Origin of the sequence: Mesorhizobium sp. M0437 (assembly GCF_040321335.1) — a bacterium.
GTDB lineage: Bacteria > Pseudomonadota > Alphaproteobacteria > Rhizobiales > Rhizobiaceae > Mesorhizobium.
Map to the genome: position 1 here is coordinate 1 of NZ_JAMYRK010000064.1, position 25,615 is coordinate 25,615.

The following is a 25,615-nucleotide window of genomic DNA, read 5'->3' on the forward strand; positions in this document are numbered from 1 at the left end:
TGCTCAAAGGCCGGACATATGGACGCAAGCGATCGAAAACGACGCAAAACAACCGTTGCAGGCAGGGCGCCGTCCACATATGGATCCCAGGGTCTTCGCGACGTCGCTTCGCGCCTGCTCCGCCCTGGGATGACGAAGCTGGGGAGGTTTGGCCAATCTCGAAGGTTTTCAATCCCGTCCAGGGACAGTATGAGTGGCCGGTGGGCGGCTCCGGCTTCAAACAATCACGAGGACATCATGACAATACGCGCTGTCGCCTGGGGCGAGAATATTCATGAGCGGACCAACGAAGTGGTCGCGGGCATCTATCCCGAGGGCATGCATGCGACGATCGCCAATGCACTGAAGCTCGACCCGGAAATATCAGTGTCGTGGGCGACGCTGGAGCAGCCGGAGCATGGGCTGCCGGCCGACCGTCTGGCCGAGACCGACGTGTTGCTGTGGTGGGGACACAAGGACCATGGCGCCGTCGCCGACGAAGTGGTCGAGCGCGTGGCGCGCCGCGTCTGGGAAGGCATGGGGCTGATCGTTCTCCATTCCGGCCATTTCTCGAAGGTATTCAAGAAGCTGATGGGCACTCCCTGCACGCTGAAATGGCGCGAGGCGGGCGAGCGCGAACGGCTCTGGGTGACCAGCCCCAACCACCCGATCGCTGCCGGGATCGGCGAGTATTTCGAGCTCGAGAACGAGGAGATGTATGGCGAGCAGTTCGCCGTGCCGGAGCCGCTCGAGACCGTGTTCATCTCCTGGTTCCAGGGCGGCGAAGTGTTCCGGTCGGGGCTGACCTATCGCCGCGGCGCCGGTAACATCTTCTATTTCAGGCCCGGCCACGAGACCTATCCGACCTATCACGACGCCAACGTCCACAAGGTGCTGCGCAATGCGGTGAGATGGGCGCACAACCCCCAAGGCTCCAATCCGGCCATCCTCGATGCACCGAACGTGCCGGTGGAAAAGGCACTCGAGCCGATCGTCGAGCGCGGCGGAAAACTTCATTCCGCGGGCGAAGCCGGCTTTCGCTAGACCAAATCCATGATCGAACAAGAAGATAAAGCCCTGTCCTAAGGATAAGAATCATGCGCCTCTTGATACTCGGCACCGGTTGGATGGCGGAGGAGCATGCCAGGCAGTTCGGCAAGATCGCGGGCGTCGAACTGATCGGCGCCGTCGATCTCGACCGCACGCGCGTCGACAAGTTTTCGGACATCTACGGTATCCCCAACCGCTTCGCGTCGCTGGACGAGGCGCTGGCATGGGGCAAGTTCGACGCGGTGGCGAACGTGACGCCCGATCGCATCCACCATCCGACCACCATGACGCTGATCGCGGCGGGCAAGCCGGTGCTGTGCGAAAAGCCGCTCGCCGAAAATTACCAGAGGGCCAGTGAAATGGCCGATGCGGCCGAGCGCGCCGGCATCATCAACATGGTCAACCTGACCTATCGCAATGTCGCGCCGCTGCAGAGAGCGCGCGCCATGGTGCTGGCCGGCGAGATCGGCACGGTCAGGCATGTCGAGGCGTCCTATCTGCAGAGCTGGCTGATATCCAAGTTCTGGGGCGACTGGCGCACCGATCCGAAATGGCTGTGGCGGCTGTCGCGCGGCCACGGCTCCAATGGCGTGCTGGGCGACGTCGGCATCCACATCCTCGATTTCGCCAGCTATGGCGCGGCGCTCGACATCGACCATGTGTTCTGCCGCCTGCGGTCCTTCGACAAGGCGCCTGGCAACCGGATCGGGGAGTACGAGCTCGACGCCAATGACAGTTTCACCATGGCGCTCGATTTCAGCAATGGCGCTTTCGGCGTCGTCCATGCCAGCCGCTGGGCGACGGGCCATCTCAACGAGCTCCGACTGCGCATCTACGGCGACAAGGGTGGCATCGAAGTCGTGCACAATCTGACCGGCTCGGAGCTGAAAGCCTGCATCGGCGAGGATGTCGAGAACGCCAAATGGCAAGTTCTGGACGCCGGAACGGTGCAGACCAACTACCAGCGCTTCGTCGATGCGGTGCGCAGCGGCGTCCAGGCCGAACCGTCGTTCCGGCATGCTGCCGAATTGCAGAAGGTCCTCGATCTCGCCGTCGTCTCGGATGAGAAGCGGGCCGAATTGAGCACCCACGCGGATGCGCAGTGAGGTCATTTCAGGAGTCTAGCAGCCATGGTCACGCGTCGCGCCGAATGTTCCTGCGGTCAGCTATCGGCCATTTGTTCGGGCGAGCCGATGCGCGTCTCCGTCTGCCATTGCCTGGCCTGCAAGCGGCGCACCGGCAGTGCCTTCAGCTTCAATACGCGGTTTGCCGAGAATCACGTATCGATCGAGGGGCGGGCAGCGGAATTCTCGCGCACCGGCGAGGAGGGTGGCCGCGTCATCTACAGCTTCTGCCCGGATTGCGGCACCACCGTCCACTACCGGATCGACACCCCAGCCCGGTCTGACCGCCATCCCGGTGGGTGCCTTCGCGGACCCTGCGTTCCCATCGCCCTTCCGGTCCTTCTACCACGAGAGCCGGCGCTGCCAGTGGGTCGAGGTCCGAACCGAACGTTTGGCGACGTTCGGCTGAAGCCGCTGGTCGCCTCCGGCTGACGTTTTAGGATCAAACCCAATCACTCTGAACGACCGAGTTCGACCCGTTTCAGTCGTCCGGGACGTTCCCCGTTCAGAGCGCTTTAAGTGCATTCCGGTCATTCGCGTTCGAGCATGCTATACTGCACCTTGGCTCCAAAGCAGCCATTGATGGCTAGGAACCAATGCGGATGGGCAGGTCAGATCGACAGCAATTCAACAGCGGCTCCTTGCAGGAGGCGGACCAGCTCGTGCTCGGTCGTGAGGCTTACGAGGAAAGGGCGTGGGACGACGCCTATCGGTTCTTCTGGCGTGCCGGCGAAGCGGCTCCGCTCGCAGTGGACGATCTCGAACGGCTGGCGATGTCGGCCTATTTGACCGGGCGCGACGAGGAGTACCTGCGGGCCCTGGAGCGAACCCATCATGCATATCTGGACGCGGGCGAGTGCCATCGGGCCGCCCGCTGCGCCTTCTGGCTTGGCCTGCGCCTTGTCTTTCGTGGGGAGATGGCTCCGGCGGCCGGCTGGTTTGGACGGGCGCATCGGCTGCTCGAACGCGAGCCACATGATTGTGCCGAACAGGGTTACCTGATGCTGCCCCACGTCGAACAGCATCTTGCTTCGGGCAACCTTGAAGCGGCCTACGCTGCGGCGAGCGGCGCAGTCGAGATTGGCGAGCGCTTTGCGGACGTGGATCTGGTGGCCTGTGCACGGCACTTGCAGGGCCGTGTTCTGTTGCGCCAGCGGCGAACCGCGGAAGGTTTCGCGCTCCTCGACGAGGCGATGGTTTCGGTCACGGCCGGCGAATTGTCGCCGCTGCTTACCGGCTTGATCTACTGCAGCGTGATCGAAGCATGTCAGCAAGTCCATGCTCTGGGCCGCGCACGCGAATGGACCTCCGCCCTGGGGCGATGGTGCGCCGAACAGCCCCAGCTGATCAGTTTCAGCGGCACCTGCCTGATGCATCGCGCCGAGATCAAGCGGCTCAGCGGCGCATGGCAGGACGCGATCGACGAAGCGCAGCAGGCCGTGGAGCGTTTGACGCAGTCGAACAATCGGAGAGATACGGCTGGAGCATGGTACCAGCTGGCGGAAGTATACCGCCTTCGCGGAGACTTTGACGTGGCCGAGCAGGCATATCGGAGTGCAAGCCAACATGGCTTCGAACCGCAGCCGGGCCTTGCCCTGTTGCGGTTGGCCGAAAGGCACATCGATGCGGCTGCCGCCGCAATCCGGCGCGTCATGGGCGCGACGACCGACCAACTGAAGCGCATTCGGCTGCTGCCTGCTCACGTCGAGATCATGCTGGCGGCTGATGACATCGAGGAAGCACGGCGTGCCTGCCACGAACTGGCGTACGTTGGAGAAAGCTACGGAACCGAACCGCTGCGCGCCCTTGCCGCTCACGCGCGGGGAGCGGTGGAACTGGCAGAAGGCGAAGCGCAGGCTGCATTGACTTGGCTGCGCCAGGCACTCGAGGGGTGGCAGCAAGTCGTAGCGCCATACGAAGCAGCGCGCGTAGGCGTCATGATAGGCCAGGCTTGCCGCGCCCTCGGTGACAACGATGGTGCGGAACTGGAGTTGCAGGCAGCCCGGACAGTGTTCCGGCAGCTCGGTGCCATGCCGGACCTTTCTCGTGTCGATATCCTGCTTGGCATGCGATCAGACGGAGCCCGCGGCCTCTCTGCCCGTGAACTGCAAGTTCTCCGCCTGGTCGCTGCCGGCAAAACCAACAAGCAAATCGCCAACGAACTGGATTTGAGCGGGAAGACAGTGGACAGGCACATCAGCAATATTTTCAACAAGCTTGACGTCCCCACGCGCGCTGCCGCCACCGCCTGGGCCTACGAGCACCGCCTGGTTTGAGCAGGTCTGGCATGGGTCGAATCACCCATGCCGTCATCGGCGCCCATTGGGTGGTTCGCCCGAAGCCCCGCCCTCCCTTCCGCGCTAGCTTGCACTCGAAATCGATCGGCCAAGGATGCGCGGCGCCACGGCGCAGCTCGCCCACAGATCGCGAGACGGACGCAGTGATCGCGCTGCGAACATCCGGCCACAATGAAGGGAAGTAGCGATGTCGCATGCCGATACCGGAATGCGGGTCGCGGGCGCCTGGCTTGCGATCGCTTCTGTACTCTTGGGTTTCGTCCTGATCGGTCACGGGCCGATTAATCCCGACCTCGCCCAGCAAATGCAGGCCATCGCCAGTGGCGTCACCCTGTGGGTGGTCGTGCATTGGGCCGCCGCGGCAGCACTTTCGCTGTTCGTCGTCGCGAGCCTGATCGTGCTGACCGCCGGCTCTCGACTGACCGAACGCTGGTGGACCCTATCCGCCTGGGCGGTGGTGGCCGTCGGCGCGCTCTGGACGATGACAACCGCCGTGGCCGAGGCCACCACCGTCGCCGATGCCGTCGCCGCCAACGACATGGCGCGATTCGCGGTCTGGTGGGCCTTCGCCGAGGGCAAGGCCAACGGCTTCATGTTCCTCTGCCTGGCGGTTGCCGTGATCGCCGGCAATGAGACGCTGAGCCGGCAACAGGTAACGCCGACCTGGGCGTCACTGGTCGGAGTCGTGGCCGGGCTCGGTGCCTTCGTCGGATGGCCGCTGGGCATGTGGTTCGGCATCGGGCTGGGCAGCCTCGTCTGGGTTGCGTCGTCTTTTGTAATGGCCCTGTGGACGTTGTGGTTCGGGTTGGGGCGCGCGCGAGCCGAGAACAGCGTGTCGAAAGCTCGCAGCGCGAGCTTCAGCGCGTGAGCACCCCCAAGAGGCCAGCGGCGTCCTATCAACATCAGGGAGGCCATGATGACTCACGTTGAAGGTTACACCGCCACCCCGGCAGCAATTGAAGATAGCGCCGATGTCAAAGCTGAAGGCGTGCGGCAAATGTCGGCTATTGTTTAGGGTTACCGATGCCGGCCAACAGGTGTTGGCTTGGCGCGAGGGCCGGCGTCCGAAAGCCTCCAGGGAAAGAACCCGCGGGATGGAGGGCGTGGTTCCGGCGCTATGGGGATTTGACGGTTCCGCGTGGTTCGCGGTGGGTGCACTGATGCGGCTGACAGGTGGGACTGCTCAGGTTGACAGGCGCGCGCGGCCGGCCGAGGTGGCGCATGATGCGGTGTGGCGGCTGAAGACGCCGGTCGCCTCCGGCTGACGTTTCAGGATCAAACCCAATCACTCTGAACGGCCGAGTTCGACCCGGTCCGACCGTCAAGGCATTTCAGGCGACGAAGTCGATCCATCAACGTGCGTGGCTCGATCGCGCCAAAAGAAGGCGTGTGCGTCGGCTGAGCAAGCTCCGTCACAGCTGCGCTCAACGGGGCGCGACAAGTGCCGACCATCCAATTGATCGCTGATGGTTACTACGTGCTGGCCATGCTAGAATTCAGCGTCCTCGACGTGGTTAAAATCGGGGAATTGCGACCGGTTGACGGCGCGGGAGGTCGACGGACAAACACGAACAGATCACAGGGAGGAAGCAATGTTTCGGACACCAGTTCATCTTGCATTCTTGACAGCGTCGATTGTTGCCCTGCCATCTTACGCGGCCATGGCCGATGACACACAGATCGCGCGCGGCGAATATCTGGTTACGATTGCCGGCTGCAGCGACTGTCACACATCCGGTTATTTCTTCGGGAAACCCGACATGTCGCGCTTCCTCGGCGGTTCGGACGTGGGCTTCGAGATTCCTGGTCTTGGTGTCTTTGTCGCCCGTAATATCACGCCTGACAGGGAGACCGGTATCGGAAGCTGGACCCCGGAGCAGATCGTCACCGCGATCCAGACCGGCGAACGGCCGGACGGCCGCATCCTGGCGCCGATCATGCCTTGGCGCGATTTTGCGCATCTCACCGCGGATGACGCCATGGCGATCGCGGCATTCCTCCAAAGTGTGAAGCCGGTCAGCCACCAGGTTCCCGGCCCGTTCAAACCCGGGGAAGCGGTGTCGACGTTCATGATGCGGATTATGCCGCCGGGGGAAGCCGCAGCCGCTGCAACGAAGTAGGGCGGCTTTGATCGGAACGAGATTTTTAGTCGAATAATGGGTGAATGTCCGCCTTGGAGATGATGAGGCCGATATCCGAACGGCAGAAATGGGTCGATTCGAGCCGTTGCGCGAAGGGCCGCTTTTGAGAAGCGCCATGAATGCCGCGATATTGGCGCTACCTACTCGTTCCCATCGACGAGACGAATGGCAGCATCCACCCTTCCCCCGGTCCTCGGCGGCGGACGCGATGAACGGCTCGATTGAGCCCGAAACGAACTTCTGTCACATCGGTAACCTGCCGCCACCTCCTCAAATTGCCCGCGAGCTCGGTCTGAGCCAGCGGACGGTAGACCGTCACGTTAGCGATATCCTGACGCGGCTGAACGTGCGCACGCGCGCGGCAGCCACGGCCTATGCGGTCGAGCACGGCCTGATCGGCATGGTCGTATCTGGGTAATCCTACCCAAGCCAAATTTCTCGCTGCGTGGGTACTTACGCCGAAGCGGGCAACCGTGGCGCGGGTCTAAACCTCATGGCGTGATAAAGGCCACAGGAGGTTTTCCCGATGCCAACGAATAATAACAGCATGAGCGGGCCGGGCGGTGTCTGGCTCGCCACCGGAACGCTGCTGCTGGCGGCTGCGCTCGTCTTTCACGGGCCACCGGACGCGGATTTGTCTGTTCAGATGCAGAATATCGCCGAGGGCCATGGGCGATGGGCTACGGTCCATTGGACGGCGGCAGCGGCGCTGTTCCTGATCGCCGGCGCTTCGTTCCTGAACCTGGCGCTCAACCCCCGGGTTCGGCGTTCGCCGATGCTGAGTTCTGCCTGGATGGTGATGGCTCTCGGCGCCCTGACTACGTTCTCCACCGCAGTCGCCGAGGCATCGGTGGTCGCGGTCGCGGCCGACCGGGGTGACACCAACGCCTTCATGACCTGGTGGGCGTTTTCCGGCGGCATGGGTAACGGATTCTGGGCGTTAGCCTTGGCGACAGCGCTTGTCGCGTATCACGATGCCCGCGACAACGTTGGGATACTGCCCCGATGGGCCGCGATCGTCGGCTCGGCGTTCGGTATCCTTTCAGCAACCGGGTGGACACTCGGTGAGCAGCTCGGGATCGGCATCGGGGGTCCGATCTGGCTGATTTCCTCGCTTCTCATGTGCCTGTGGCTCGCGTGGTACGGGCTGTCCTCAAGCAGCGTCCGGTCGGGGCAAGCCACGGCGTAAAGCGCCTGATCCAGCATCATCTTGAGACAGGAGGAAAAAATGTCCCTTCAAACGAAGGAAATCGAGGCGACGATCCACGACATCCACGAATTCTTCACCGACTGGGTGGCGGGCCGATGCCCTGGCGACGACGCGACGTTCAAGAAGAACGCGCTCGACCGGATCAGCGACGATCTGGTCGCCATCATGCCGGGCGGCAGGGCGTTCGGGAAAAATGATTTCGCAGGTTACATGAAGAGCATCTACGGATCGAATCCGGCCTTCCGTATCAAAATACGCGACATCCGGATCAGCCATCAAAGCGCCGACCTGGCGGTCGTGAACTACCACGAATGGCAACGCGACGCGAAGGACTCCGATCAACCGAACAATGGCCGGGTCACGACGATGGTGGTCCGCGATCGCGGCAACAGCCGGGGGCCCGAGATCTTGCAAGTTCATGAAACCTGGCTCCCAGCCGATGTCGTTCAGTCCGCGGATTTCGCGTTCTGAGAAGCGTCGGTCCGAAACGGGCAGAGAAAGGAATTGCGCTGGCGGCACCATCGGCTCTGCCGGCGTCATGGAGCCAGAACTGTGCTTCTTTTCAGCTCGAATTGATCCACATTCAACGTCCGGCTAGCCCAGCAAGCCGGCCATTCCATGCGTTCGCGTGGAGCGTCGGCTCGCCACCCATTGCTGCCGCTTGGTCGGCTGAACGCTTCGGCAGATCTTAGGCCCAGAGCGGACGTTAACCCGGCGCAAGATTTGGTCGCGAACAGCGCGGCCACGTCCGCAGGAGCCACGAAAGGAACCAGATCGGCGCTCCGGGGCAGGGATTTGGAAAGTATCATTGCCTAAGTTTCTGGTACTTTGAGGAAGTTCGGATAGGTCATCTGCGGGACATTCAACCGCAACCGGCCGGCAGGCTTTTCGGCAAAGCTTCCCGCATCCCTCATTGCGGCAAGGATGAGCTCCAGCGCCGGTCCTGCCTGGCTCAAAACCTCTCGCCGGCTTCAGTCAGGCTCGTCGCCCTCGTGGTCCGCGTCAGAAGGGTCGCGCTAAGCCGCGCTTCCAGTTGCCTGATCATCTTGCTGATCGCCGACGGCGAGACCCGAAGTGTCTTGGCCGCGGCCGTGAAGTTGGCCGGCGCCGCTGGTTTCGCATGTTTCTTGGCGAACAGACGCCCGAAGCAGCGTTGGCCGCAGCCGACGATCCCGTCCCGGTCCCGGCCAAGAAACGCGAAAATCTATGCGAGGCCAATCTCTATGTCGCGGAGTTTTTACCGGCTCGACGGCCGTGACGATGAAGCCTTGCGGCGGTACCGGCTTGCGGAACGCGACTGCCCCCACGACTTCATCGAATATGTCGCAGCAGGCAATGCACTGCGCGCGCTCGGTGTGTCGCCATAGTGCGCCGCTGCGGATGATTCATTGTAGGCTCGAGCGCAACCTCGGCGCAAAGGCGACGGCAGGTTCGGTGCGTATTGTCGCTGCTGTCAATGCCGCAGGATCTTGCTCAGAAAAGCGCGGCTGCGGTCGGTCTTCGGGTTGGAGAAGAACTCATCCGGCGTGCCGCTCTCGACGATGGCGCCGGCGTCCATGAACACGACGCGCTGGGCGACCTTGCGGGCAAAGCCCATCTCGTGCGTCACCACCATCATGGTCATGCCTTCCTCCGCCACCGCGACCATGACGTCGAGCACTTCCGAGATCATCTCGGGATCGAGCGCCGAGGTCGGCTCGTCGAACAGCATGATCTTGGGGCGCATGCCGAGGCAGCGCGCGATCGCCACGCGCTGCTGCTGGCCACCAGACAGCTGCGCCGGATAGGCGTTCACCTTGTCGGCGAGGCCGACCTTGGCGAGCAATTCGCGCCCGGCCTTCTCGGCTTCAGCGCGCGGGATCTTGCGGACATGGATCGGCGCCAGGGTGACGTTCTCGAGCGCCGTCCTGTGCGGGTAGAGGTTGAACGACTGGAAGACGAAGCCGACCTCGGTGCGCAGCCGCGTCATGTTGGTGGCGGGGTCGCCGAGGCGCTGGCCGTCGACCGTCAGGTCGCCGTCGCGGATCGTCTCCAGCCCGTTGATGCAGCGGATCAGGGTGCTCTTGCCCGAGCCGCTCGGGCCGCAGACGACGACCACTTCGCGCGGCTCGACGCTCAGCGTGATATCCCTGAGCACGTTGAGCTGGCCGAACCATTTGTTGACGCCGCGAAAGTCGATCATGCCGGTTTTGGTCATATTGCCGGACCCTTGAGGTTCGATGTCACAACTGTACCTCGCCATGCGCCGCGCCCATGCGTTGCTCCAGCCGGCGGGCCAGCATGATCAGGGGGTAGCAGACGATGAAGTAACCGAGGCCGACGAGGAAGAAGACCAGCAGCCCATTGGGTACACGCTGCACCACCAGCCAGCCGACGCGGGTGAGGTCGGTGAGGCCTATGGCCGAGACGACCGAGGAATCCTTGATCAGCAGCACATATTGCCCGACCAGCGGCGGCAGCACGATGCGCATCGCCTGCGGCAGCACCACCTGGCGCATGCGCTGCCAGCGCGACAGGCCGGACGCCAGTGCTGCCTCGACCTGGCCGGTCGGCACCGAGCGGATGCCGGCGACGACGATCTCGCAGATGAAGCAGGCGGCCAGGTTGGTCAGCGCGATGATGCCGGCGGTGAAGGCGTCGAGCTCGATGCCGAGTTCCGGCAGGATGAAGAAGATCAGGAAGATCTGCACCAGGAACGGCGTGCCGCGGATCAGGTCGACCCAGGCGCCGATCGCGCCGCTGATCAGCCGGTTGCCGCCGGTGCGCAGGATGCCGAGGCCGAAGCCGAGCAGCGTGCCCAGCACCAGGCTGATCAGCGACAGCACCACGGTCATGCCGAGGCCGCGCAAGGCGAGGGGATAGCTGCCGGCGATGCTTTGCAGCTGCTGCCAGATCATGTCCGTGCCCCCGCCAGGCCGAGCCAGCGCCCGGAGAGCGCCGCCAGCCCCTTCAGCCCGTAATAGAGCAGGAGGTAGAAGGCGGCGATGGTGATGAAACCTTCCGCCGGCATGAAGCGGTCGGAGGCGAGCAATTGTCCGGCGCGCGTCAGCTCGGCAACCGAGATCAGCGACAACAGGGCGGAATCCTTGACCAGCACGATCGCCTGGCCGAGCAGCGGCGGGATCGTCACCTTGAACGCCTGCGGCAGGATGACGAGGCGCATGCGCTGGACATAGGTCATGCCCGAGGCGACGCCGGCCTCCACCTGGCCGCGCGGGATCGACAGGATGCCGGCGCGGATGATCTCGGCGACATAGGCGCCGCTGTTCAGCGACAGGGCCAAGATGCCGACGACGAACTCGGGCAGGACGAAGCCGAGCCGCGGCAGGCCGAAATAGAGGAAATAAAGCTGCGCCAGCAGCGGCGTGGCGCGCACCGCGTCGATATAGGCCTTGGCCGGGACGCGGAACAGCCGGCCGCGCTGCAGGTTCATGGCGGCGAGCACGATGCCGACGGCGAGCGCGCCGGCAAAGGAGAGGACAGACAGCCACACGGTCGTGACGAGGCCCTGCCCGAACAGGGGCAGATATTCGACGATGGTGCGGAAGCTGAAGTTTTCGAGCATTTTGGACGGTGAATGGTGAATAGTGAATAGGGAATAGTGAATAGGGAATTGGGAATAGGAGCAGCGAGTAGCGAGTAGGGAGTAGTGAGTAGCGAGTAGCGAGTAGCTCTTCTCTACTCTCTACTCCCTACCCCCTACTCCCTACTCCCTACTCCCTACTCCCTACTCACCATTCACCATTCACTCTACTTAGTGATCCTTCTTCCAGGCGTCGGAATTGACCCAGTAATCGAGGTTCTTCTGCAGGCGGCCGTCGAGGCTGACCTGGTCGAGGAACAGGTTCATCCAGACCAGCAGGTCCTGCTCGTCATAGCGCGTGGCGAAGGCCAGCGGCTCCTTCGACAGCATGTCCGGCATGATGATGAAGCTGCCGGCGGGGTAAGCGGTCGACTGGCCCTTGACCGCCGAGACGTCGTTGACGCCGCAATCGGCCTGGCCGTTGTTGACGGCGTCGAGCAGCAGCGGGCCGCCGCCCTTGTAGCTCTTGATATCGGCGTCGGGGAAGGCGGCCTTGGCTTCCTTCTCGCCGGTGGCGCCGAGCAGCACGGCGATCTTGGTGCCCTTGGCCTTGCAGTCCTCGGTGGATTTGAAGGCGGTCCCAGCCTTGGTGAAGACTGTGCTGCCCGTGTACATGTAAGGCTTGGTGAAGGCGACCTTCATGCCACGCGCCAGTGTCGGGGTCATGTCGGCGACCAGAAGATCGGCCTTGCCCGACAGCAGCGCCGGGATCAGGCCGTCCCAGTCGAAGTCGAGGAAGGTGATCTTGACGCCCATTTCCTTGGCCATCAGTTCGGCGAGTTCGACCGAACTGCCGGTGCGTTCGCCGGCAGCACCCACCAGCGAGAAGGGCGGTCCTTGCGTCTGCACGGCGACGCGCAACTCTCCGCGCTTGGTGATCTCGTCGAGCGTTCCCGCACTGGCGGCAGCGGTAAGGCCAGCGAGCGCAAGGCCGGCGATGAAAAGCTTGGCAATCTTCATTTGGGCATTCCTCCTTGTTTCGTTTGTTGTTCCACTTGTTGTTTCACCCTATCGAGGTGCTTTTTGAGCGGCAGCGCCGTTGCCGGCGGCGACCACCGTTCGAAAATCCTTCAGTCCCAGCTCACCGTTTCGGCAACCTTGATGCCGCGCCTGGCGAGCTCATCGAGGAAACGGCCATCGGGAACATGCAGCAGCGGGTTGAGCAGGCCGGGCGTGGCGATCTCGCGCCGTGCCAGCATCTGCGCCACGATGCTGGCGGGATAGCCGACGCCGAGGCTCATGCCGAACAGGCCGGAGGCGAGGTCGCGTTCGATGACCAGCTCCGAGGTCACCGTCTTGCGGCGGCCGCCTTCGCTGCCGACAAAGACGTTGCGCATGACGCAAAGGTCCTTTTCGTCCGCGCCATATTGCAGTTGCGGGGCAAGCAGCCGGCCGAGGAATTCGCGTGGGCTGACGCCGGTGCCGGGCACCTTGTCCTCAGAGAGAAAGCCGAGCTGCTTCAGCGGCGCCCAGAACGCTGACCAGCCGGGCCAGCGAAGCGAATAGCGGCCGGAGCGCTGCAGCCCCTTGGCGGCGGCGAGCATGCCGGCATAATGCGGCGCGTCGCCATTGGGGAAGGCTTCGAGCCTGCCCAGTCCCGCCACCTCGATCTCGTGGATGAAACGATTGTCGTGCTGGCGGGCGGCCGGCACATCGACCCGTTTGCCGTCCTCGACCAGCACGCTGTCGCGGTTCTGGCTGACCAGAACCATGTCGAAATTCCAGCTCACCTTGTAGCGCAGCGGCTCGACCACCGCCTTCGGCTCGGGAATGCCGCCGCAGTAGGAATCGATCGCGGTGATGGTGTCGAACTGGCTGGCGGCGCGCGCGTAGAGCACCAGGTCGATGCCGGGGTCGAGCCCGCATTCGGTCACGATCGACACGCCGGCCTTTTCGGCCTCGGGAGCGAGATCGGCGATGGCCTTGCCGTAATTGGTGGTGACCAGCGGCGTGCGCGTCGCGATCGCCGCCTGCACCGCGTCGCGCATCAGCGGCTGCGGCAACAGGTCGATGACCGCATCGACGTCCTTCATCACATCGGCCAGCACCGGACCGATCGCGCCCTCCGGCACGACAAAACGCACCCTGGCAAGGTCTGTCAGGCCGCCAAGCCGCGCAGCGCCGTCGGTTGCCGTGTCGACACAGACCACTTGCTCGACGCCGTCGCTGGCAACGAGATCGGCGATCGCCGCCCGGCCTTGCAGGCCGAGGCCGCCGAGAACCGCGATCTTCATGCCATTTCCTTCCGCGTCTCGTCCGACCAGCAGCCTTCCGGCAGGCTGACCCATTTGTTGCAGGACGCCATGACGACGAAGGTCTCGCTGCGCACGACTTCGCCCGGCTCGCCGGCGCCGGGGATCAGCTCGCTGGTGACGCGGTAGAGATCGGCGACATCACCGGCCACGGTCACGTCGACGATGATGTCGAAGCGCCCGGTGACGACGGCGGCCGAGTTCACGAAAGGCAGTTCGGAGATGCGCTGCGCCAGTTCCCGGGCGCGGCCGCGTCCCTGCGCATTGATGCCGACGATGGCCGAGATCAGCTCAGGGCGTTCGGTCAGGTTGAGCAGCCCGACGATCTTGAGCAGGTTGCGGTCGAGCAGGTTGCGCAGCCGCATGCGCACCGTCGGCACCGAGATCGCCATCTTCTCAGCGAGGCGGTTGACGCCAAGCTGCGCATCTTGCGACAGCAGCTTGACCAGTCGCCGGTCGGTCTGATCGAGATGTTCCCGCAAACGCTCAGGCTTTCATAAAAGGAAAGAAACGATTGGATTTTCTTTCAGATATGAAAATACCTTATGAGAGATTTTTAACAACGGCAAGAGCCATGTCATCCGCCATGGCTCTGTGCCTGTCGGCAATTTTCGTCGATGTCGCCACATTTTGTTCTTGCTTTTTGCCGGCAGCTATGCTACTAATTTGGGTATGGTGCCAATTTGGCTCCAACGACCCGTCCTCCCGAGGCGGGTTTTTGTTTCCGGATCTTTTGAAGGTTCAGCGCCGCCGGTCTAAGATTGGCGGGACACCGTGGTTCCGCGGAGCGCAGCCGCAACTCATGCCTTCACGTGACGGGCGGAAAGGCTCATCCGCGAAATGGCCAAAATCGGCTTTTCAACAAAACTGTAGCTGGCCAGGGAGATGGCAATGCAGGCGGTGACAATAACCATGCCAGCAAGCCATGGTGATACGCTGACGCTTGCAACGACAGGAGCGGTCGCAAGCAGCACGATAGGATGCGTCAGATAGAGAGAGTAGGAGGCATCGCCCAACCTTGCCAGCAGGCGAGGAGCAAAAAGCCGGAAGTAGCTTTCCAGGCTGATGCAACCGGCGACAAGGATCAAGGCCGGGATTCCCTGAGCAAGGGTTCGCGGCAAGTTGAAGCCAAGTACCATCACCAGCATGGACACGATGGCGAACACGAGCGCCGAGACACCCAGGACGGTAGGCAAACGCGCCAGTCTGCCGACCAGGTGGCCGAGCGCCATGCCGGCAAGGAACTCAAACAGGATTGGCGTGGTATAGAAAAACAGCACAGTGTCGGCGGCGGGTTTGAAGACGATGCGCGCCGCTACGGCGATTGCAAAGACAACGCCGACCATGGCCATTTGCGTCAGCGTGCCGAAACGCATAGTCGCCGCGAACAGAATGTAAAACAGGATTTCCAGATTGAGCGTCCAACCCACGCCAAGCACCGGTTGGACATAGCCTGTGACCGTATCGAGATAGGCTATGAAAAGCAGGCTATTGGTGATCTGCTCAAGAAACACTGCACGACCGGCAAACAACCAAAGTGCGGCGACCATAAGGAAGGTCATAACCCAATAGAACGGAACGACGCGCGTGAAGCGCTGCATCAAAAAAGCACGGTGGTCGGCGCGTCTGTTCTCTGTCGAGAGAACCATTACAAAACCACTAATGACGAAAAACAGGTCGACGCCGCTGTTTAGAACGGGAATACGCAGATCGAGCATGCCCAGCGCGGCCGGAAGATGATAGATAACAACCATGAGAGCTGCCAGCCCCCGCAGTACCTGTATCGATGTATACTGTTGAATCCGACGCGGCGCAGCGTGATCATTCTGTGGAATGATGTTCATCAAAAAATGGTCCCCGGTGCAGGAGAGCATTAACATACGTGATCGTTGATGTGCCGATTAATTGTTGGTTTAATTAACACGTAAAGTTTTAGATAAGTTTTATTGATATAGCGTGCCGCCACACTTATGCTCGGCCGACTTTGGCCTGCCTCGTTGCCAAACTTGGCATCTCCCCAGTGAAGAGGAGATTGGCCGTTCCCGCGCTAACGGCTGGACTCGAAGATAGCGACGGCTGCCGCTGTCAGCGCAGCGTTACTAGATGCTACTGTTCCATCAGGGAGCTCCTTGCCGTCTTCCAGTCCGACGCGCGTCGACCAACGGCGTTCCGCCGCCCGGTGCACGAAAGGCCAGACCGTGGCGTCGGCGCCGTGCAGCAGGATTGCCCGGCGCATTCCGGCGCCGTCGAGCACGGCGGCGATATCGTCGCTGATCTCCAGCGCAGCGTCCGGCTCCTGCTCGGAGATTTCGATCAGGATCCGCAGCACGCGTTTGCCATGGTCGAGGCTCACCAGGCGTTCGGCGTCGGCGACGGAGGCAAGCCCCGCCTCGATGCCAATGCCGCGTTGGCGCAGACGCTCCATGATAGCGGGCGCGGCGTCTTCGCTGAGATTGACCGAGGCATAGTCGGGCAGCTCGCTCCAAGCGGCGATCGCGGCCAGCGTCCGCTCGTCGTCATTCTCAATCCAGGCGCCGGTCGACACGCCGATCAGCGTTCCAGGGCAGGCGCGACGAAGCGCTAGCACAGTCTGGTCCATCGCCGCCGGAGCCAGGCTTTCGCGACCGTCCAGCCCGCGGGCATGGACATGCAGTTCGGCCGCACCGGCGGCGACGCAGGTCGCACCGTCGCGCGCCATGGCTTCGGGATCAAGCGGCAGTCGCGGGTGAAAATCGGCGCTGCGCGCGCCATTGATGCAGGTCTGGACGATCATGCCGGGGGCAGTCCGGTTGCGGTTGCTGCCAGTCTAGCGCGGGCCAGTGAAAACCGGAATCGCGCTGGCGAAGGCTCCTGACATATGGACGTGGCACAGCCTGGATCAGTCGGGCAGTGTGTCTCTATCGCCTTGTTCGCCAACGATCTTCTCGGCAAAAGAGACGGTCGTTTGCAGAGTTATGGCGGCACGCCCAGATCGTGCAGCGCACTCATGGCGGCTCGGTATTCGACGAAATCCCTGGGACAATCGCTAGCGGCGAGCCGGTAAAGCCGTAAGGCTTCCTCGCTATGCCCTTGGAGCCGGCTAAGCTCGGCCGTGTAGAAATTCGTTTCGCAGACTTGTCCGGTTCTCTGAGCCAGGCCCACAGCACCGGCATCCGAAAGTGCTTCGGCGGACGTCTTTTCACCCAGCAGCATGCTGACCAGCGGTGCCGGCCACTTCGTCATGTCGAGCTTGCTTTTCGCCTCCTTCAAGTGGCTCGCCGCGCCGTTGCGCCGCGCCGCGATATCAAGCCAGATGGCAAAGTAGGCATTGTCGGGGGTGAGAGAGGCCGCCTGCTCGAAATCCGTCTGCGCCATCGCCGTCGCGCCGGAATAGAGATACAGGACGCCCCGGCCAGCATAGGTGGAGGCGTCTTTCGGATCGAGGTTGATTGCTTCGCCATAATCGGCGATAGCGCGGCTGTATTGGTCCTTTGCCGTCCAGGCGACGCCTCGGTTTTGGTAGCTCTTGACAAGTCTCGGATCGAGGCTGATCGCGCGGTCGTAGTCGGCGATGGCACGGTCGAACTCGCCTTTCCTGCTCCAGGCGAACCCTCGGTCGTTGTAGGCGATGGCCTTTGTCGGGTCGAGCGTAACGGTCTGGCTGTAATCGGCGATCGCCCGGTCATTGTCGCCTTTTTCTAGCCATGCCTCGCCGCGTTTGTAGTAGGCGGGCATCAGTTTCGGATCGAGGCTAATCGCCTTATCGAAATCGGCGATGGCCTTCTCGGCATCACCCTTGGCAATCCACGTTATGCCCCGGTTGAAAAATGCAGAAGGATCTTTTGGATCGAGGCTGATGGCCTTGTCGAAATCGGCGAGGGCGCCGTCATTGTCGCTCTTTCCCGCACGCGCGATTCCACGATTGGAATAGGAAAAGGTATTTTTCGGGTTGAGGCCGAGCGCTTTGTCGTAGTCGGCGATGGCACGGTCGAACTCGCCCTTTGCCGCCCACACCAGTCCTCGGTTGTTGTAGGCATCGATGTTCCCGGGGTCGGAGCTGATTGCCTGGTCGTAATCGGCCATAGCACGGTCATTGTCCCCTTTGGCGAACCAGGCTATTCCCCGATTGTAGTAAGCGCTTGAGTATTTTGGATCGAGGTTGATGGCTTGTCCGTAATCTTTGAAGGCGCGGTTGACGTCGCCTTTGCGCGCCCAGACCATCCCCCGGTTGTTGAAAGTCTCGGCACGCTTCGGATCAAGATCGATCGCTATGTTGTAGTCGGCGAGGGCGTGGTCATTATCGCCCTTCTTGAACCACACTAAACCCCGAGCGTTGAAAGCGTAGGTATCTTTCTGGTCAAGACTGATCGCCTTGTCGAGATTGGCCATCGCGTCGTCGAAATCGCCCCTGTCGATATCTATCATGCCCCGATGCAGATAGGCGTCGGTCTGACCCGGGTCGATGGTAATCGCCTGGTTGAGGTCGGCCAGCGCACGGTCCCTATCGCCCCGGTCCGCCAGAGCTGCACCTCGATTGGCGTATGCGTCGGCGTATTTCGGATCGAGGCGGATCGCCTGGTCAAAATCAGCGATGGCCTTGTCGGCTTCGCCCTTTCGCCACAAGGACATGCCACGGTTGTTGAAGGGCATCGCGCCTTTCGGATCGAGACCGATGGCCCGGTTGGAGTCCTCAATGGCGTGATCGTCCTCCCCCTTCTTGTACCAGGCCTCGCTACGTTTGACGTAGATTTTCGGATTTGTCGGATCGAGCCTGATCGCCTGGGTGTAATCGGCAATGGCACTGTCCGCATCGCCCCTTGCAAGCGAGGCGATGCCTCTGTTGAAATAGGCATTGCCAAGGTTCGGATCGAAGGTGATCGCCTGGCTGTAATCGGCGATGGCACGATCGATGTCGCCCTTGTTTGCTCGGGCCAGACCCCGGTTTGAATAAGAGATGGCGTGTTTCGGATCGAGTCTGATCGCCTGGTCGTAGTCGGCGATGGCGCCGTCGAAATCGCCTTTCGCCGCCCATGCTATCCCCCGGTTGTTGTAGGCGTCGACATATTTCGGATCGAGCGCGATGGCCTGACCATAGTCGGCGATGCCGCCATCGGCGTCACCTGCGTCGGATCGGGCCGCGCCTCGCGCGTAGTATGCGACGGCGAGTTTTGGATCGATGCCAATCGCCTTGCCATAATCGGCTATGGCGCGGTCATGGTCCCCCCGGTTGGCCCAAGTGACGCCTCGGCTGTAATAGGCTGGTGCAAATGTCGGATCGAGGCTGATGGACGTGTCGAAGTCCGCCAGCGCCTGGTCATGGTCGCCCTTGTTCGACCAGGCGAGGCCTCTGTTGTAGTAGACGCTAGCATCCTTCGGATCGATCGCGACGACCTTATTGTAGTCGGTGATGGCATCGTCAAAATCGCCGCCCGTCAGCCGGGCGTTGCCGCGCCGGTAGTAGGCATGTGCGTTTTTCGGATCGAGGCTGATCACCTTGTCATAGTCGGCCAGCGCGCGCTCCGCATCGCCCTTGTTGGTCCAGGCATCGGCGCGGCCGTTCAGGGAACTGGCGTCGTTTGGGTTGAGCCTGATGGCCTGGTCGAAATCGGCTATCGCGCGGTCGTCGTCGCCCTTGCTTGACCAGATCAGCCCGCGATTGTGGTAGCTTTTGCCGTCTCCGGGACTGAGACTGATTGCCCTGTCATAGTCGGCCAAAGCCCGGTCGTTCTCGCCCTTGAAGGTCCAGGCGACGCCGCGGTTGTAGTAGGCGTCGCTATATTTAGGGTCCAGGCTGATCGCCTTGTCCAGATCGGCGATGCCCTTGTCGTAGTCGCCCTTGAAGACCCAGCTGATGCCCCGGTTATAGTAGCCGCTGGCGACGGTCGGTGCGATGCCGATGAACGCGCTGTAGTCGGCGATCGCGCGGTCATAGTCGCCTCGTTCCGTCAGGGCATTGCCGCGCTTGAAATAGGCAATACCGCGGTTTTCGAGGGGCTCTGTCGCATCCTCGATCATGCGCGTGCAGGCGGCGATCCGCACCGCCGGATCGACCTCATCGTCGCTGACGCAGTCGCTGCTGGCGGACAAGGCCGGGAGCGCCGAGACCAGCATGACGACGAGGCAAACGAGGAATTGCCGGACTGCCCCGTCCCTTTGTCGAACCCGTCCGATCAAATCGCCCCTCATCGCGGCAAGCCCCGCTGCATTGTATTCAACGAAATCCCCGAGACAATCGCTAACGAGTTCACCCGGCAAGAAACGGGTGGTCCGCGCGCGCCGTTTCACCCATCTCAATGACACAGAAGCCACAGGAGGCGAAACCATGACCATCCATTCGATAGGCGCGAAAGCGGCGGTGAAATCGGCGGAGGTGCGCGTTGCCGGATATGACTGGCGGACGCTGGCCGATGAGCTGAGCGGCTATGGTTGCGCGGTGATGGAAAAGCTGCTGACGCCGCAGGAGTGCCGGCATATCGCCGGACTTTATTCGGACGAGAGCCATTTCCGCAGCCATGTCCATATGGCGCGGCATGGCTTCGGCAAGGGCGAGTACCGCTATTTCCGCTATCCCTTGCCCGACTTGATCGGCGGCTTGCGCACCGCGCTCTATCCGCGCCTGGCCGCGGTCGCCAATGACTGGAACGAGCGCATGGGTATCGCGCAGCGCTATCCCGACGAACACGCCGCGTTCCTCGAGCAATGCCACGAGCAGGGCCAGACGCGGCCGACGCCGCTCCTGCTGCAATATGTTCCCGGCGACTTCAACTGCCTGCACCAGGATCTCTACGGCGATCTGGCCTTCCCGCTGCAGGTGGCGATCCTGTTGTCGGAACCAGGCAAGGATTTCACCGGCGGCGAGTTCGTGCTGACCGAGCAGCGTCCGCGCATGCAGAGCCGCGCCGAGGTGGTGCCGCTGCGCCGGGGCGACGCGGTCGCCTTCGCGGTCCACAATCGACCGGTCCAGGGCAGCAAGGGCAATTACCGGGTCAATCTCAGGCACGGCGTCAGCCGGCTTCGCTCCGGCATGCGCCACACTGTCGGTATCATCTTCCACGACGCCAAGTAACCGAGTCGCCCGGTCGAGGCCCGGCGGCGGTTACCTGGAAAAATCGCTGCGCACGATACCGTGGCGCTGGAGCTTGTCGTAGAAAGTCTTGCGCGGAATCCCCAGCGCCTCGATCGTGCGCCTGACGTCGCCCTCGTTGCGGCCAAGCGTCTCGCGGATGATGTCGGCCTCGTAGCGCTCCAGCCGCTCCGGCAGCTTCATGGCGGTGTTCGACTGGGTCGGGGCAGGGGGTTGTGCTTCGGCGCCTTCCTCCAACCCAAGCACGAACCGCTCGGCGAAATGCGCCAGTTCGCGCACATTGCCCGGCCAGTCATGGTCGCTGAGATGGCGATGCACCGAAGCCGGCACTGCCGGCACCTGGCGGTGGAAACGGGCGGCGGCGCGCTCGGCGAAATAGAAGAACAGCAGGGCGACATCGTCGCGGCGCTCGCGCAGCGGCGGGATCGAGATCGTCACCACGTTGAGCCGATAATAGAGATCCTCGCGGAAAGCGCCGCGCTGGCGCGGATCACCGAGATCGACCTTGGCGGCGGCGACGACGCGCAGATCGACCGGGCGCACCTCGTTGGTGCCGAGCGGGGTGACCTCGCGCATTTCCAGCACGCGCAGCATCTGCACCTGCGTCGACACCGGCATGCTTTCGATCTCGTCGAGGAACAGCGTGCCGCCGCTGGCGTGCTCGATGCGGCCGATCCGTTTCTTCTGCGCGCCGGTGAAGGCGCCGGCCTCATGGCCGAACAACTCGCTCTCGATGACGGTCTCCGGCAGCGTGCCGCAATTCAGCGCGACGAAATTGCCCTTGGCGCGGCGGCTCCAGCGATGCAGAAGGCTTGCCACCACCTCCTTGCCGGAGCCTGTCTCGCCGGTCACCAGCACATCGACGTCGGTGTCGGCGATCTGGCGTAGTGTGCGGCGCAGCCTGTCCATCGCCGGCGTCTGGCCGATCAGCGGCAGGCCGTCCTGCGCCTCTCCGGCCGCCTCGCGCAAGGCGCGGTTCTCCATCACCAGGCGGCGCTTTTCCGCTGCGCGGCGCACGCTCTGTACCAGCCGGTCGGCGGCGAAGGGCTTGGTGATGAAGTCGTAGGCGCCGTCCTTGATCGCCTTGACGGCCATGGCGATGTCGCCGTGGCCGGTGACGAGGATGACGGGAATGTCGGCATCCAGCCGCAGGATGCGATTGAAAAGCTGCAAGCCGTCGATCTGAGGCATGCGGATATCCGACACCACGACGCCGGTAAAACCGGCGTCGAGCCCGGCCAGCGCCTCAGCCGCCACCGCAAAGGCCGAGACCGAGAAGCCGGCAAGCTCCAGCGTCTGCGCGGTGGCCTTGAGGAGATCGCGGTCGTCGTCGATCAGGACCACCGGGGCGGCATTGTCATTCGTCATGGCTTACGCTGCTGTCTGGAGATGAATGGTGAAGCGGGTGCCGCTGTCGTCGCTCGAAACCTCGATGCGGCCGCCATAATCGGCGACGATGTCCTTCGAGATGACGAGGCCAAGGCCAAGGCCTTTTTCCTTGGAGGTGTTGAACGGCGTGAACAGCGATTTTAGGATCGCGGGTGGAATGCCCGGTCCGTTATCGGACACGCCGACCGTCACGCCGTCCGCGGTCTCCTCGACCGACACCTGCACATGAGCGTCGTCGCGGCCGTCGAGTGCTTCGAGCGCGTTCTGGAAGAGGTTGATCAGCACCTGTTCGAGCCGCACTCGATTGCCCATGACCTTGAGGCTCAGCGGCGGCAGGTCGATGGCCAATGCGTCGAGCCGGCCGGCAAAGCGGCTTCTCAACAGCATGACGGCGCCTTCGATAACACCACGTAATTCGACAGGCTCGGCGGCGGTGCGGCCCTTGCGGGCAAATGCCTTCAACTCCTCGGTGATTGAGCCGATGCGTTCGGTAAGGGCTGCGATAGCGCCGAGGTTTTCCTCGGCCGGCCCGGTCTGCTTGCGGTCGAGGAAGGTGCGGGCATTGTCGGCATAGGCGCGTATGGTGGCGACCGGCTGGTTGATCTCATGGGCGACACCGGCCGCGACCTGGCCGAGGATGGCGAGGCGGTTGGCCTGGACCAGATCCTGCTGCACGATTTGGAGCTTGGCTTCCGTGCTGCGGTGGCCTGTTATCTCGGCCTGCAACCGGTCGCGGGCGCGGCTCAAATCCTCGGTCCGTTCGACGACGCGGCGTTCGAGTTCGGTGCGGGCCGCCTGTTCGGCGGCAATCCGCATCTGCGCCGACTGCCGGCGCCACAACAGATACGCGGCAAGGCCGAGCAGCGGGACGACGACGCCGAGCGCCAGAAGCCGCATTTCGCGGACCGCGGCGGCGATCGGCGCTTCGACTGGGATCAGATAGTCGAGCCGCCAGGGGGTCGAAGGGATCGGTGTTGAAAGGCTGAGATACTCCGCGTCGCTGCCGCCGGGCGTTACTGCGTGGACGATCGACACATCCGGGCTGAGCGCCTGCGCGTGCATGATCGGCAACGGCACAAGCGGCGCGTCGCCGAACTGTTGGCTGTCGCGGATCGCGGCTTGCTTAGGTGCGGCCAGCGGTGCGGTTGTCATGAAACGCCAGGACGGCACGCTGGTGATCAGCACGACGCCATTCTCGTCGCTGACATAAGCCGGGCGGTTCGCCTCGCGCCAGTCGGCTTCGAGCTGGTTGAACTCCATCTTGACGACGACGACGCCGAGCGGTGCGTCTGTGTCGCCGACGCGCCGCGAAATGTAGAGGCCGGGGCGCTTGCTGACATTGCCGAGTGCAAAATACTCGGCGGTTCCGGCCTGCATCGCGCCGGAGAAATAGTCGCGGAAACGGTAGTCATTGCCGACGAAGCTGATCGGCTCGCGCCAGTTGCTGGAGGCGACCGCCAGTCCATCGGTGCCGACGACATAGAGTACCGACGCCTTGGTGCCGGAGACCAGCCCCTCGAGCTTGCGGTTCAGCACATCGATTGCCGCGGCATTTTTCTGCGACAGCGCGTCACGCACTTGCTGGTCTGCGGACAAAAGCAGCGGCAGGGCGCGCGGGCTTTCGAGCACCGCGCGCAGCAGCGCGACCTTCAGATTGGCGTCGGTACGCCCCTGCGCCGCCAGGGTCCCGACCTCGGCGGTGCGGCCGTAAAGGCCGGCGCCGTAGAGCGCTGCCGTGACGATCAAAAGCGCGATGGCCGCAAACAGCAGCCAGGCTCGGCGCGCCCGCCTGGCGAGTTGCTCGGGCGTCGAAGACAAGGCACCGGCGGGGCGTTGCAGCATCGCCCATTTGTGCATGAATTCGCACAAAGCACAATTCGACCTATGCGGAGATTCGCACCTATCCATGCGTCCAGCACAGCGGACGTTTGCGAATGCTCAACAAAATCAATGATGAAAAGCTCTTCTGCGTATCTGGCACGACTGTTGCAAACACGAATTCAGCAGTCGCGAGGCTGCTGGTCTCAAAACAACTGCCCCGGGGAGTCGAGCTTTCGATCGGGGCGCCATGGAGGACGTTATGCAGACAGCAATCGCTGCCGCCGAGCCGCGCGGCAAACTTCCCTTATACCGGCATCTTTATGTGCAGGTGCTCGCGGCGATCGCCGCCGGCGTGCTGCTCGGCCATTTCTATCCCGAAACCGGCGAGGCGATGAAGCCGTTCGGCGATGCTTTCATCAAGCTGGTGAAGATGGTGATCGCGCCGGTGATCTTCCTGACGGTGGCGACCGGCATCGCCGGTGTTTCCGACCTGCAGAAGGTCGGCCGCGTCGCCGGCAAGGCGATGATCTATTTCCTGGTGTTCTCGACGCTGGCGCTGGTCGTCGGCCTGGTCGTCTCCAATGTCGTCCAGCCCGGCGCCGGCATGCACATCAATCCAGCGACGCTCGATACCGCCAAGGTGGCGGCGTATGCCGAGAAGGCGCACGACACAACCATCGTCGGGTTCCTGATGAACATCATCCCTGACACCATCACCGGCGCCTTCGCGCAGGGCGACATCCTGCAGGTGCTGTTCTTCTCGGTGCTGTTCGGCGTCGCCCTGGCGTTGGTCGGCGATCGCGGCCGTCCGGTTGTCGATTTCCTGCAGGCGCTGACCACGCCGATCTTCCGCCTCGTCGCCATCCTGATGAAGGCCGCACCGATCGGCGCGTTTGGCGCCATGGCCTTCACGATCGGCAAATACGGCATCGGCTCGATCGCCAATCTCGCCATGCTGATCGGCACGTTCTACTTGACCGCGCTGCTGTTCGTGCTGGTGGTGCTCGGCGCGGTTGCCCGCTACAACGGCTTCTCGATCCTGGCGCTGATCCGCTACATCAAGGAAGAGCTGCTGCTGGTGCTCGGCACCTCGTCCTCGGAAGCGGCATTGCCAGGCCTCATGGCCAAGATGGAGCGCGCCGGCTGCAACCGCTCGGTGGTCGGTCTGGTTATCCCGACCGGCTATTCCTTCAACCTCGACGGCACCAACATCTACATGACGCTGGCGGCGCTGTTCATCGCGCAGGCGACCGACACGCCACTCACCTACGGCGACCAGATCCTGCTGCTCGCCGTCGCCATGCTGAGCTCCAAGGGTGCCGCCGGCATCACCGGCGCTGGCTTCATCACCCTGGCGGCGACGCTTTCGGTCGTCCCCACGGTGCCGGTCGCCGGCATGGCGCTGATCCTCGGCGTCGACCGCTTCATGTCGGAGTGCCGGGCGCTGACCAACTTCATCGGCAATGCGGTAGCGACGGTCGTGGTGGCACGCTGGGAGGGAGAACTCGACCAGACGAAGTTTGCCGCCGCCATGGCCGGCGACTTGCCGGAGGAAGTCGACCTGTCGCTGCCGGGTTTGCAGGGCGCCTGACTGTTTAGGCTGCATGGTCATAAGCCCCGGAGGCGGTTCACCGGCTCCGGGGCAAAAGGGCCGGCGGTCGCGGCATGCCGCCTGAAACGCAACCTGAAGTGGCCCTATTTTCGAC

Annotated in this window: 25 protein-coding genes; 13 read left to right on the forward strand and 12 right to left on the reverse strand. The window is 62.9% G+C overall.

Annotated elements, in window-relative coordinates; all coding sequences use genetic code 11:
• The first annotated feature begins 237 nt into the window (after positions 1-237).
• From NKI72_RS27910 to NKI72_RS27955, 10 genes are all read left to right on the forward strand, one after another.
• Positions 238-1,023 carry a ThuA domain-containing protein gene (locus tag NKI72_RS27910; RefSeq protein WP_352851446.1) on the forward strand — a complete coding sequence of 262 codons (786 nt, stop codon included), beginning with the start codon at positions 238-240 and terminating at the stop codon, positions 1,021-1,023.
• Between the two features lie 53 nt (positions 1,024-1,076).
• Positions 1,077-2,135 carry a Gfo/Idh/MocA family protein gene (locus NKI72_RS27915; RefSeq protein ID WP_352851448.1) on the forward strand — a complete coding sequence of 353 codons (1,059 nt, stop codon included), beginning with the start codon at positions 1,077-1,079 and terminating at the stop codon, positions 2,133-2,135.
• Between the two features lie 24 nt (positions 2,136-2,159).
• On the forward strand, positions 2,160-2,585 hold the full coding sequence (locus tag NKI72_RS27920; protein ID WP_352851450.1) for a GFA family protein: 426 nt from the start codon (positions 2,160-2,162) through the stop codon (positions 2,583-2,585).
• Positions 2,586-2,755: 170 nt separating this feature from the next.
• Positions 2,756-4,429: a LuxR C-terminal-related transcriptional regulator gene (locus NKI72_RS27925; protein ID WP_352851452.1), complete on the forward strand. Its 1,674-nt coding sequence runs from the start codon at positions 2,756-2,758 to the stop codon at positions 4,427-4,429.
• Between the two features lie 208 nt (positions 4,430-4,637).
• Positions 4,638-5,318, forward strand: coding sequence for a hypothetical protein (locus NKI72_RS27930; protein WP_352851454.1), 681 nt, complete (start codon positions 4,638-4,640; stop codon positions 5,316-5,318).
• 226 nt (positions 5,319-5,544) lie between these two features.
• Positions 5,545-5,715 carry a hypothetical protein gene (locus NKI72_RS27935; protein ID WP_352851456.1) on the forward strand — a complete coding sequence of 57 codons (171 nt, stop codon included), beginning with the start codon at positions 5,545-5,547 and terminating at the stop codon, positions 5,713-5,715.
• Positions 5,716-6,042: 327 nt separating this feature from the next.
• Entirely contained in the window at positions 6,043-6,570 is a 528-nt protein-coding gene (locus tag NKI72_RS27940) for a c-type cytochrome (RefSeq protein ID WP_502893757.1), read from the forward strand.
• Positions 6,571-6,799: 229 nt separating this feature from the next.
• Positions 6,800-7,009, forward strand: a complete 210-nt coding sequence (locus NKI72_RS27945) for a LuxR C-terminal-related transcriptional regulator (protein WP_352541235.1) — start codon at positions 6,800-6,802, stop codon at positions 7,007-7,009.
• 129 nt (positions 7,010-7,138) lie between these two features.
• Positions 7,139-7,780 (forward strand): hypothetical protein, encoded by a 642-nt coding sequence (locus tag NKI72_RS27950; RefSeq protein WP_352473775.1) that lies wholly within the window; start codon positions 7,139-7,141, stop codon positions 7,778-7,780.
• Positions 7,781-7,819: 39 nt separating this feature from the next.
• On the forward strand, positions 7,820-8,272 hold the full coding sequence (locus NKI72_RS27955; protein ID WP_352473774.1) for a nuclear transport factor 2 family protein: 453 nt from the start codon (positions 7,820-7,822) through the stop codon (positions 8,270-8,272).
• 481 nt (positions 8,273-8,753) lie between these two features.
• Here the strand turns inward: NKI72_RS27955 and NKI72_RS27960 are convergent, their stop codons facing one another.
• Complete coding sequence (locus NKI72_RS27960; RefSeq protein ID WP_352473773.1) at positions 8,754-8,846, reverse strand: LysR family transcriptional regulator; 93 nt, start codon at positions 8,844-8,846, stop codon at positions 8,754-8,756.
• Positions 8,847-9,024: 178 nt separating this feature from the next.
• Here NKI72_RS27960 and NKI72_RS27965 point away from each other — a divergent pair, with 178 nt between their 5' ends.
• Positions 9,025-9,168, forward strand: coding sequence for a hypothetical protein (locus NKI72_RS27965; protein WP_352685236.1), 144 nt, complete (start codon positions 9,025-9,027; stop codon positions 9,166-9,168).
• 86 nt (positions 9,169-9,254) lie between these two features.
• On the opposite strand, the gene NKI72_RS27970 is transcribed toward NKI72_RS27965, so the two are convergent.
• The 9 genes from NKI72_RS27970 to NKI72_RS28010 form a co-directional block, all read right to left on the reverse strand.
• Entirely contained in the window at positions 9,255-9,998 is a 744-nt protein-coding gene (locus tag NKI72_RS27970) for an amino acid ABC transporter ATP-binding protein (RefSeq protein ID WP_352832012.1), read from the reverse strand.
• Between the two features lie 25 nt (positions 9,999-10,023).
• Entirely contained in the window at positions 10,024-10,698 is a 675-nt protein-coding gene (locus NKI72_RS27975; RefSeq protein WP_023677250.1) for an amino acid ABC transporter permease, read from the reverse strand.
• Complete coding sequence (locus tag NKI72_RS27980; protein ID WP_352451492.1) at positions 10,695-11,366, reverse strand: amino acid ABC transporter permease; 672 nt, start codon at positions 11,364-11,366, stop codon at positions 10,695-10,697. Before NKI72_RS27980 ends, NKI72_RS27975 begins: the two co-directional genes overlap by 4 nt.
• A gap of 189 nt (positions 11,367-11,555) precedes the next feature.
• Positions 11,556-12,344, reverse strand: a complete 789-nt coding sequence (locus NKI72_RS27985; protein WP_352541231.1) for an ABC transporter substrate-binding protein — start codon at positions 12,342-12,344, stop codon at positions 11,556-11,558.
• A gap of 110 nt (positions 12,345-12,454) precedes the next feature.
• Positions 12,455-13,618 (reverse strand): saccharopine dehydrogenase family protein, encoded by a 1,164-nt coding sequence (locus tag NKI72_RS27990; protein WP_352832010.1) that lies wholly within the window; start codon positions 13,616-13,618, stop codon positions 12,455-12,457.
• Positions 13,615-14,118 (reverse strand): Lrp/AsnC family transcriptional regulator, encoded by a 504-nt coding sequence (locus NKI72_RS27995; protein ID WP_023677254.1) that lies wholly within the window; start codon positions 14,116-14,118, stop codon positions 13,615-13,617. Before NKI72_RS27995 ends, NKI72_RS27990 begins: the two co-directional genes overlap by 4 nt.
• A 318-nt stretch (positions 14,119-14,436) precedes the next feature.
• Positions 14,437-15,480, reverse strand: a complete 1,044-nt coding sequence (locus NKI72_RS28000; protein WP_352832008.1) for an acyltransferase family protein — start codon at positions 15,478-15,480, stop codon at positions 14,437-14,439.
• Between the two features lie 203 nt (positions 15,481-15,683).
• On the reverse strand, positions 15,684-16,409 hold the full coding sequence (locus tag NKI72_RS28005) for a 3-keto-5-aminohexanoate cleavage protein (protein WP_352685240.1): 726 nt from the start codon (positions 16,407-16,409) through the stop codon (positions 15,684-15,686).
• A gap of 179 nt (positions 16,410-16,588) precedes the next feature.
• Positions 16,589-19,789: a tetratricopeptide repeat protein gene (locus NKI72_RS28010; RefSeq protein WP_352851458.1), complete on the reverse strand. Its 3,201-nt coding sequence runs from the start codon at positions 19,787-19,789 to the stop codon at positions 16,589-16,591.
• A gap of 148 nt (positions 19,790-19,937) precedes the next feature.
• Here NKI72_RS28010 and NKI72_RS28015 point away from each other — a divergent pair, with 148 nt between their 5' ends.
• Positions 19,938-20,681: a 2OG-Fe(II) oxygenase gene (locus NKI72_RS28015; protein WP_352774355.1), complete on the forward strand. Its 744-nt coding sequence runs from the start codon at positions 19,938-19,940 to the stop codon at positions 20,679-20,681.
• Between the two features lie 30 nt (positions 20,682-20,711).
• Here NKI72_RS28015 and NKI72_RS28020 read toward each other — a convergent pair whose 3' ends face one another.
• Together NKI72_RS28020 and NKI72_RS28025 are read right to left on the reverse strand one after the other, a co-directional pair.
• Complete coding sequence (locus tag NKI72_RS28020) at positions 20,712-22,067, reverse strand: sigma-54-dependent transcriptional regulator (protein WP_352851459.1); 1,356 nt, start codon at positions 22,065-22,067, stop codon at positions 20,712-20,714.
• A gap of 3 nt (positions 22,068-22,070) precedes the next feature.
• On the reverse strand, positions 22,071-23,930 hold the full coding sequence (locus NKI72_RS28025; RefSeq protein ID WP_352851461.1) for a sensor histidine kinase: 1,860 nt from the start codon (positions 23,928-23,930) through the stop codon (positions 22,071-22,073).
• Positions 23,931-24,168: 238 nt separating this feature from the next.
• Here NKI72_RS28025 and NKI72_RS28030 point away from each other — a divergent pair, with 238 nt between their 5' ends.
• The gene (locus NKI72_RS28030) at positions 24,169-25,500 is read left to right on the forward strand and encodes a dicarboxylate/amino acid:cation symporter (RefSeq protein WP_352832000.1); all 1,332 of its coding nucleotides are present in this window, start codon (positions 24,169-24,171) and stop codon (positions 25,498-25,500) included.
• The last annotated feature ends 115 nt before the right edge of the window (positions 25,501-25,615 follow it).

Coding starts and splice junctions, on each gene's coding strand:
- NKI72_RS27990 (WP_352832010.1), bottom strand. CDS start 13,618: ATGAAGATCGCGGTTCTCGGCGGCCTCGGCCTGCAAGGCCGGGCGGCG.
- NKI72_RS27985 (WP_352541231.1), bottom strand. CDS start 12,344: ATGAAGATTGCCAAGCTTTTCATCGCCGGCCTTGCGCTCGCTGGCCTT.
- NKI72_RS28015 (WP_352774355.1), top strand. CDS start 19,938: ATGACCATCCATTCGATAGGCGCGAAAGCGGCGGTGAAATCGGCGGAG.
- NKI72_RS28030 (WP_352832000.1), top strand. CDS start 24,169: ATGCAGACAGCAATCGCTGCCGCCGAGCCGCGCGGCAAACTTCCCTTA.
- NKI72_RS27950 (WP_352473775.1), top strand. CDS start 7,139: ATGAGCGGGCCGGGCGGTGTCTGGCTCGCCACCGGAACGCTGCTGCTG.
- NKI72_RS27960 (WP_352473773.1), bottom strand. CDS start 8,846: ATGATCAGGCAACTGGAAGCGCGGCTTAGCGCGACCCTTCTGACGCGG.
- NKI72_RS27980 (WP_352451492.1), bottom strand. CDS start 11,366: ATGCTCGAAAACTTCAGCTTCCGCACCATCGTCGAATATCTGCCCCTG.
- NKI72_RS28020 (WP_352851459.1), bottom strand. CDS start 22,067: ATGACGAATGACAATGCCGCCCCGGTGGTCCTGATCGACGACGACCGC.
- NKI72_RS27930 (WP_352851454.1), top strand. CDS start 4,638: ATGTCGCATGCCGATACCGGAATGCGGGTCGCGGGCGCCTGGCTTGCG.
- NKI72_RS27955 (WP_352473774.1), top strand. CDS start 7,820: ATGTCCCTTCAAACGAAGGAAATCGAGGCGACGATCCACGACATCCAC.
- NKI72_RS27970 (WP_352832012.1), bottom strand. CDS start 9,998: ATGACCAAAACCGGCATGATCGACTTTCGCGGCGTCAACAAATGGTTC.
- NKI72_RS27945 (WP_352541235.1), top strand. CDS start 6,800: ATGAACGGCTCGATTGAGCCCGAAACGAACTTCTGTCACATCGGTAAC.
- NKI72_RS27910 (WP_352851446.1), top strand. CDS start 238: ATGACAATACGCGCTGTCGCCTGGGGCGAGAATATTCATGAGCGGACC.
- NKI72_RS27925 (WP_352851452.1), top strand. CDS start 2,756: ATGGGCAGGTCAGATCGACAGCAATTCAACAGCGGCTCCTTGCAGGAG.
- NKI72_RS28000 (WP_352832008.1), bottom strand. CDS start 15,480: ATGAACATCATTCCACAGAATGATCACGCTGCGCCGCGTCGGATTCAA.
- NKI72_RS27975 (WP_023677250.1), bottom strand. CDS start 10,698: ATGATCTGGCAGCAGCTGCAAAGCATCGCCGGCAGCTATCCCCTCGCC.
- NKI72_RS27920 (WP_352851450.1), top strand. CDS start 2,160: ATGGTCACGCGTCGCGCCGAATGTTCCTGCGGTCAGCTATCGGCCATT.
- NKI72_RS27915 (WP_352851448.1), top strand. CDS start 1,077: ATGCGCCTCTTGATACTCGGCACCGGTTGGATGGCGGAGGAGCATGCC.
- NKI72_RS27935 (WP_352851456.1), top strand. CDS start 5,545: ATGGAGGGCGTGGTTCCGGCGCTATGGGGATTTGACGGTTCCGCGTGG.
- NKI72_RS28005 (WP_352685240.1), bottom strand. CDS start 16,409: ATGATCGTCCAGACCTGCATCAATGGCGCGCGCAGCGCCGATTTTCAC.
- NKI72_RS27965 (WP_352685236.1), top strand. CDS start 9,025: ATGTCGCGGAGTTTTTACCGGCTCGACGGCCGTGACGATGAAGCCTTG.
- NKI72_RS27940 (WP_502893757.1), top strand. CDS start 6,043: ATGTTTCGGACACCAGTTCATCTTGCATTCTTGACAGCGTCGATTGTT.
- NKI72_RS28025 (WP_352851461.1), bottom strand. CDS start 23,930: ATGCTGCAACGCCCCGCCGGTGCCTTGTCTTCGACGCCCGAGCAACTC.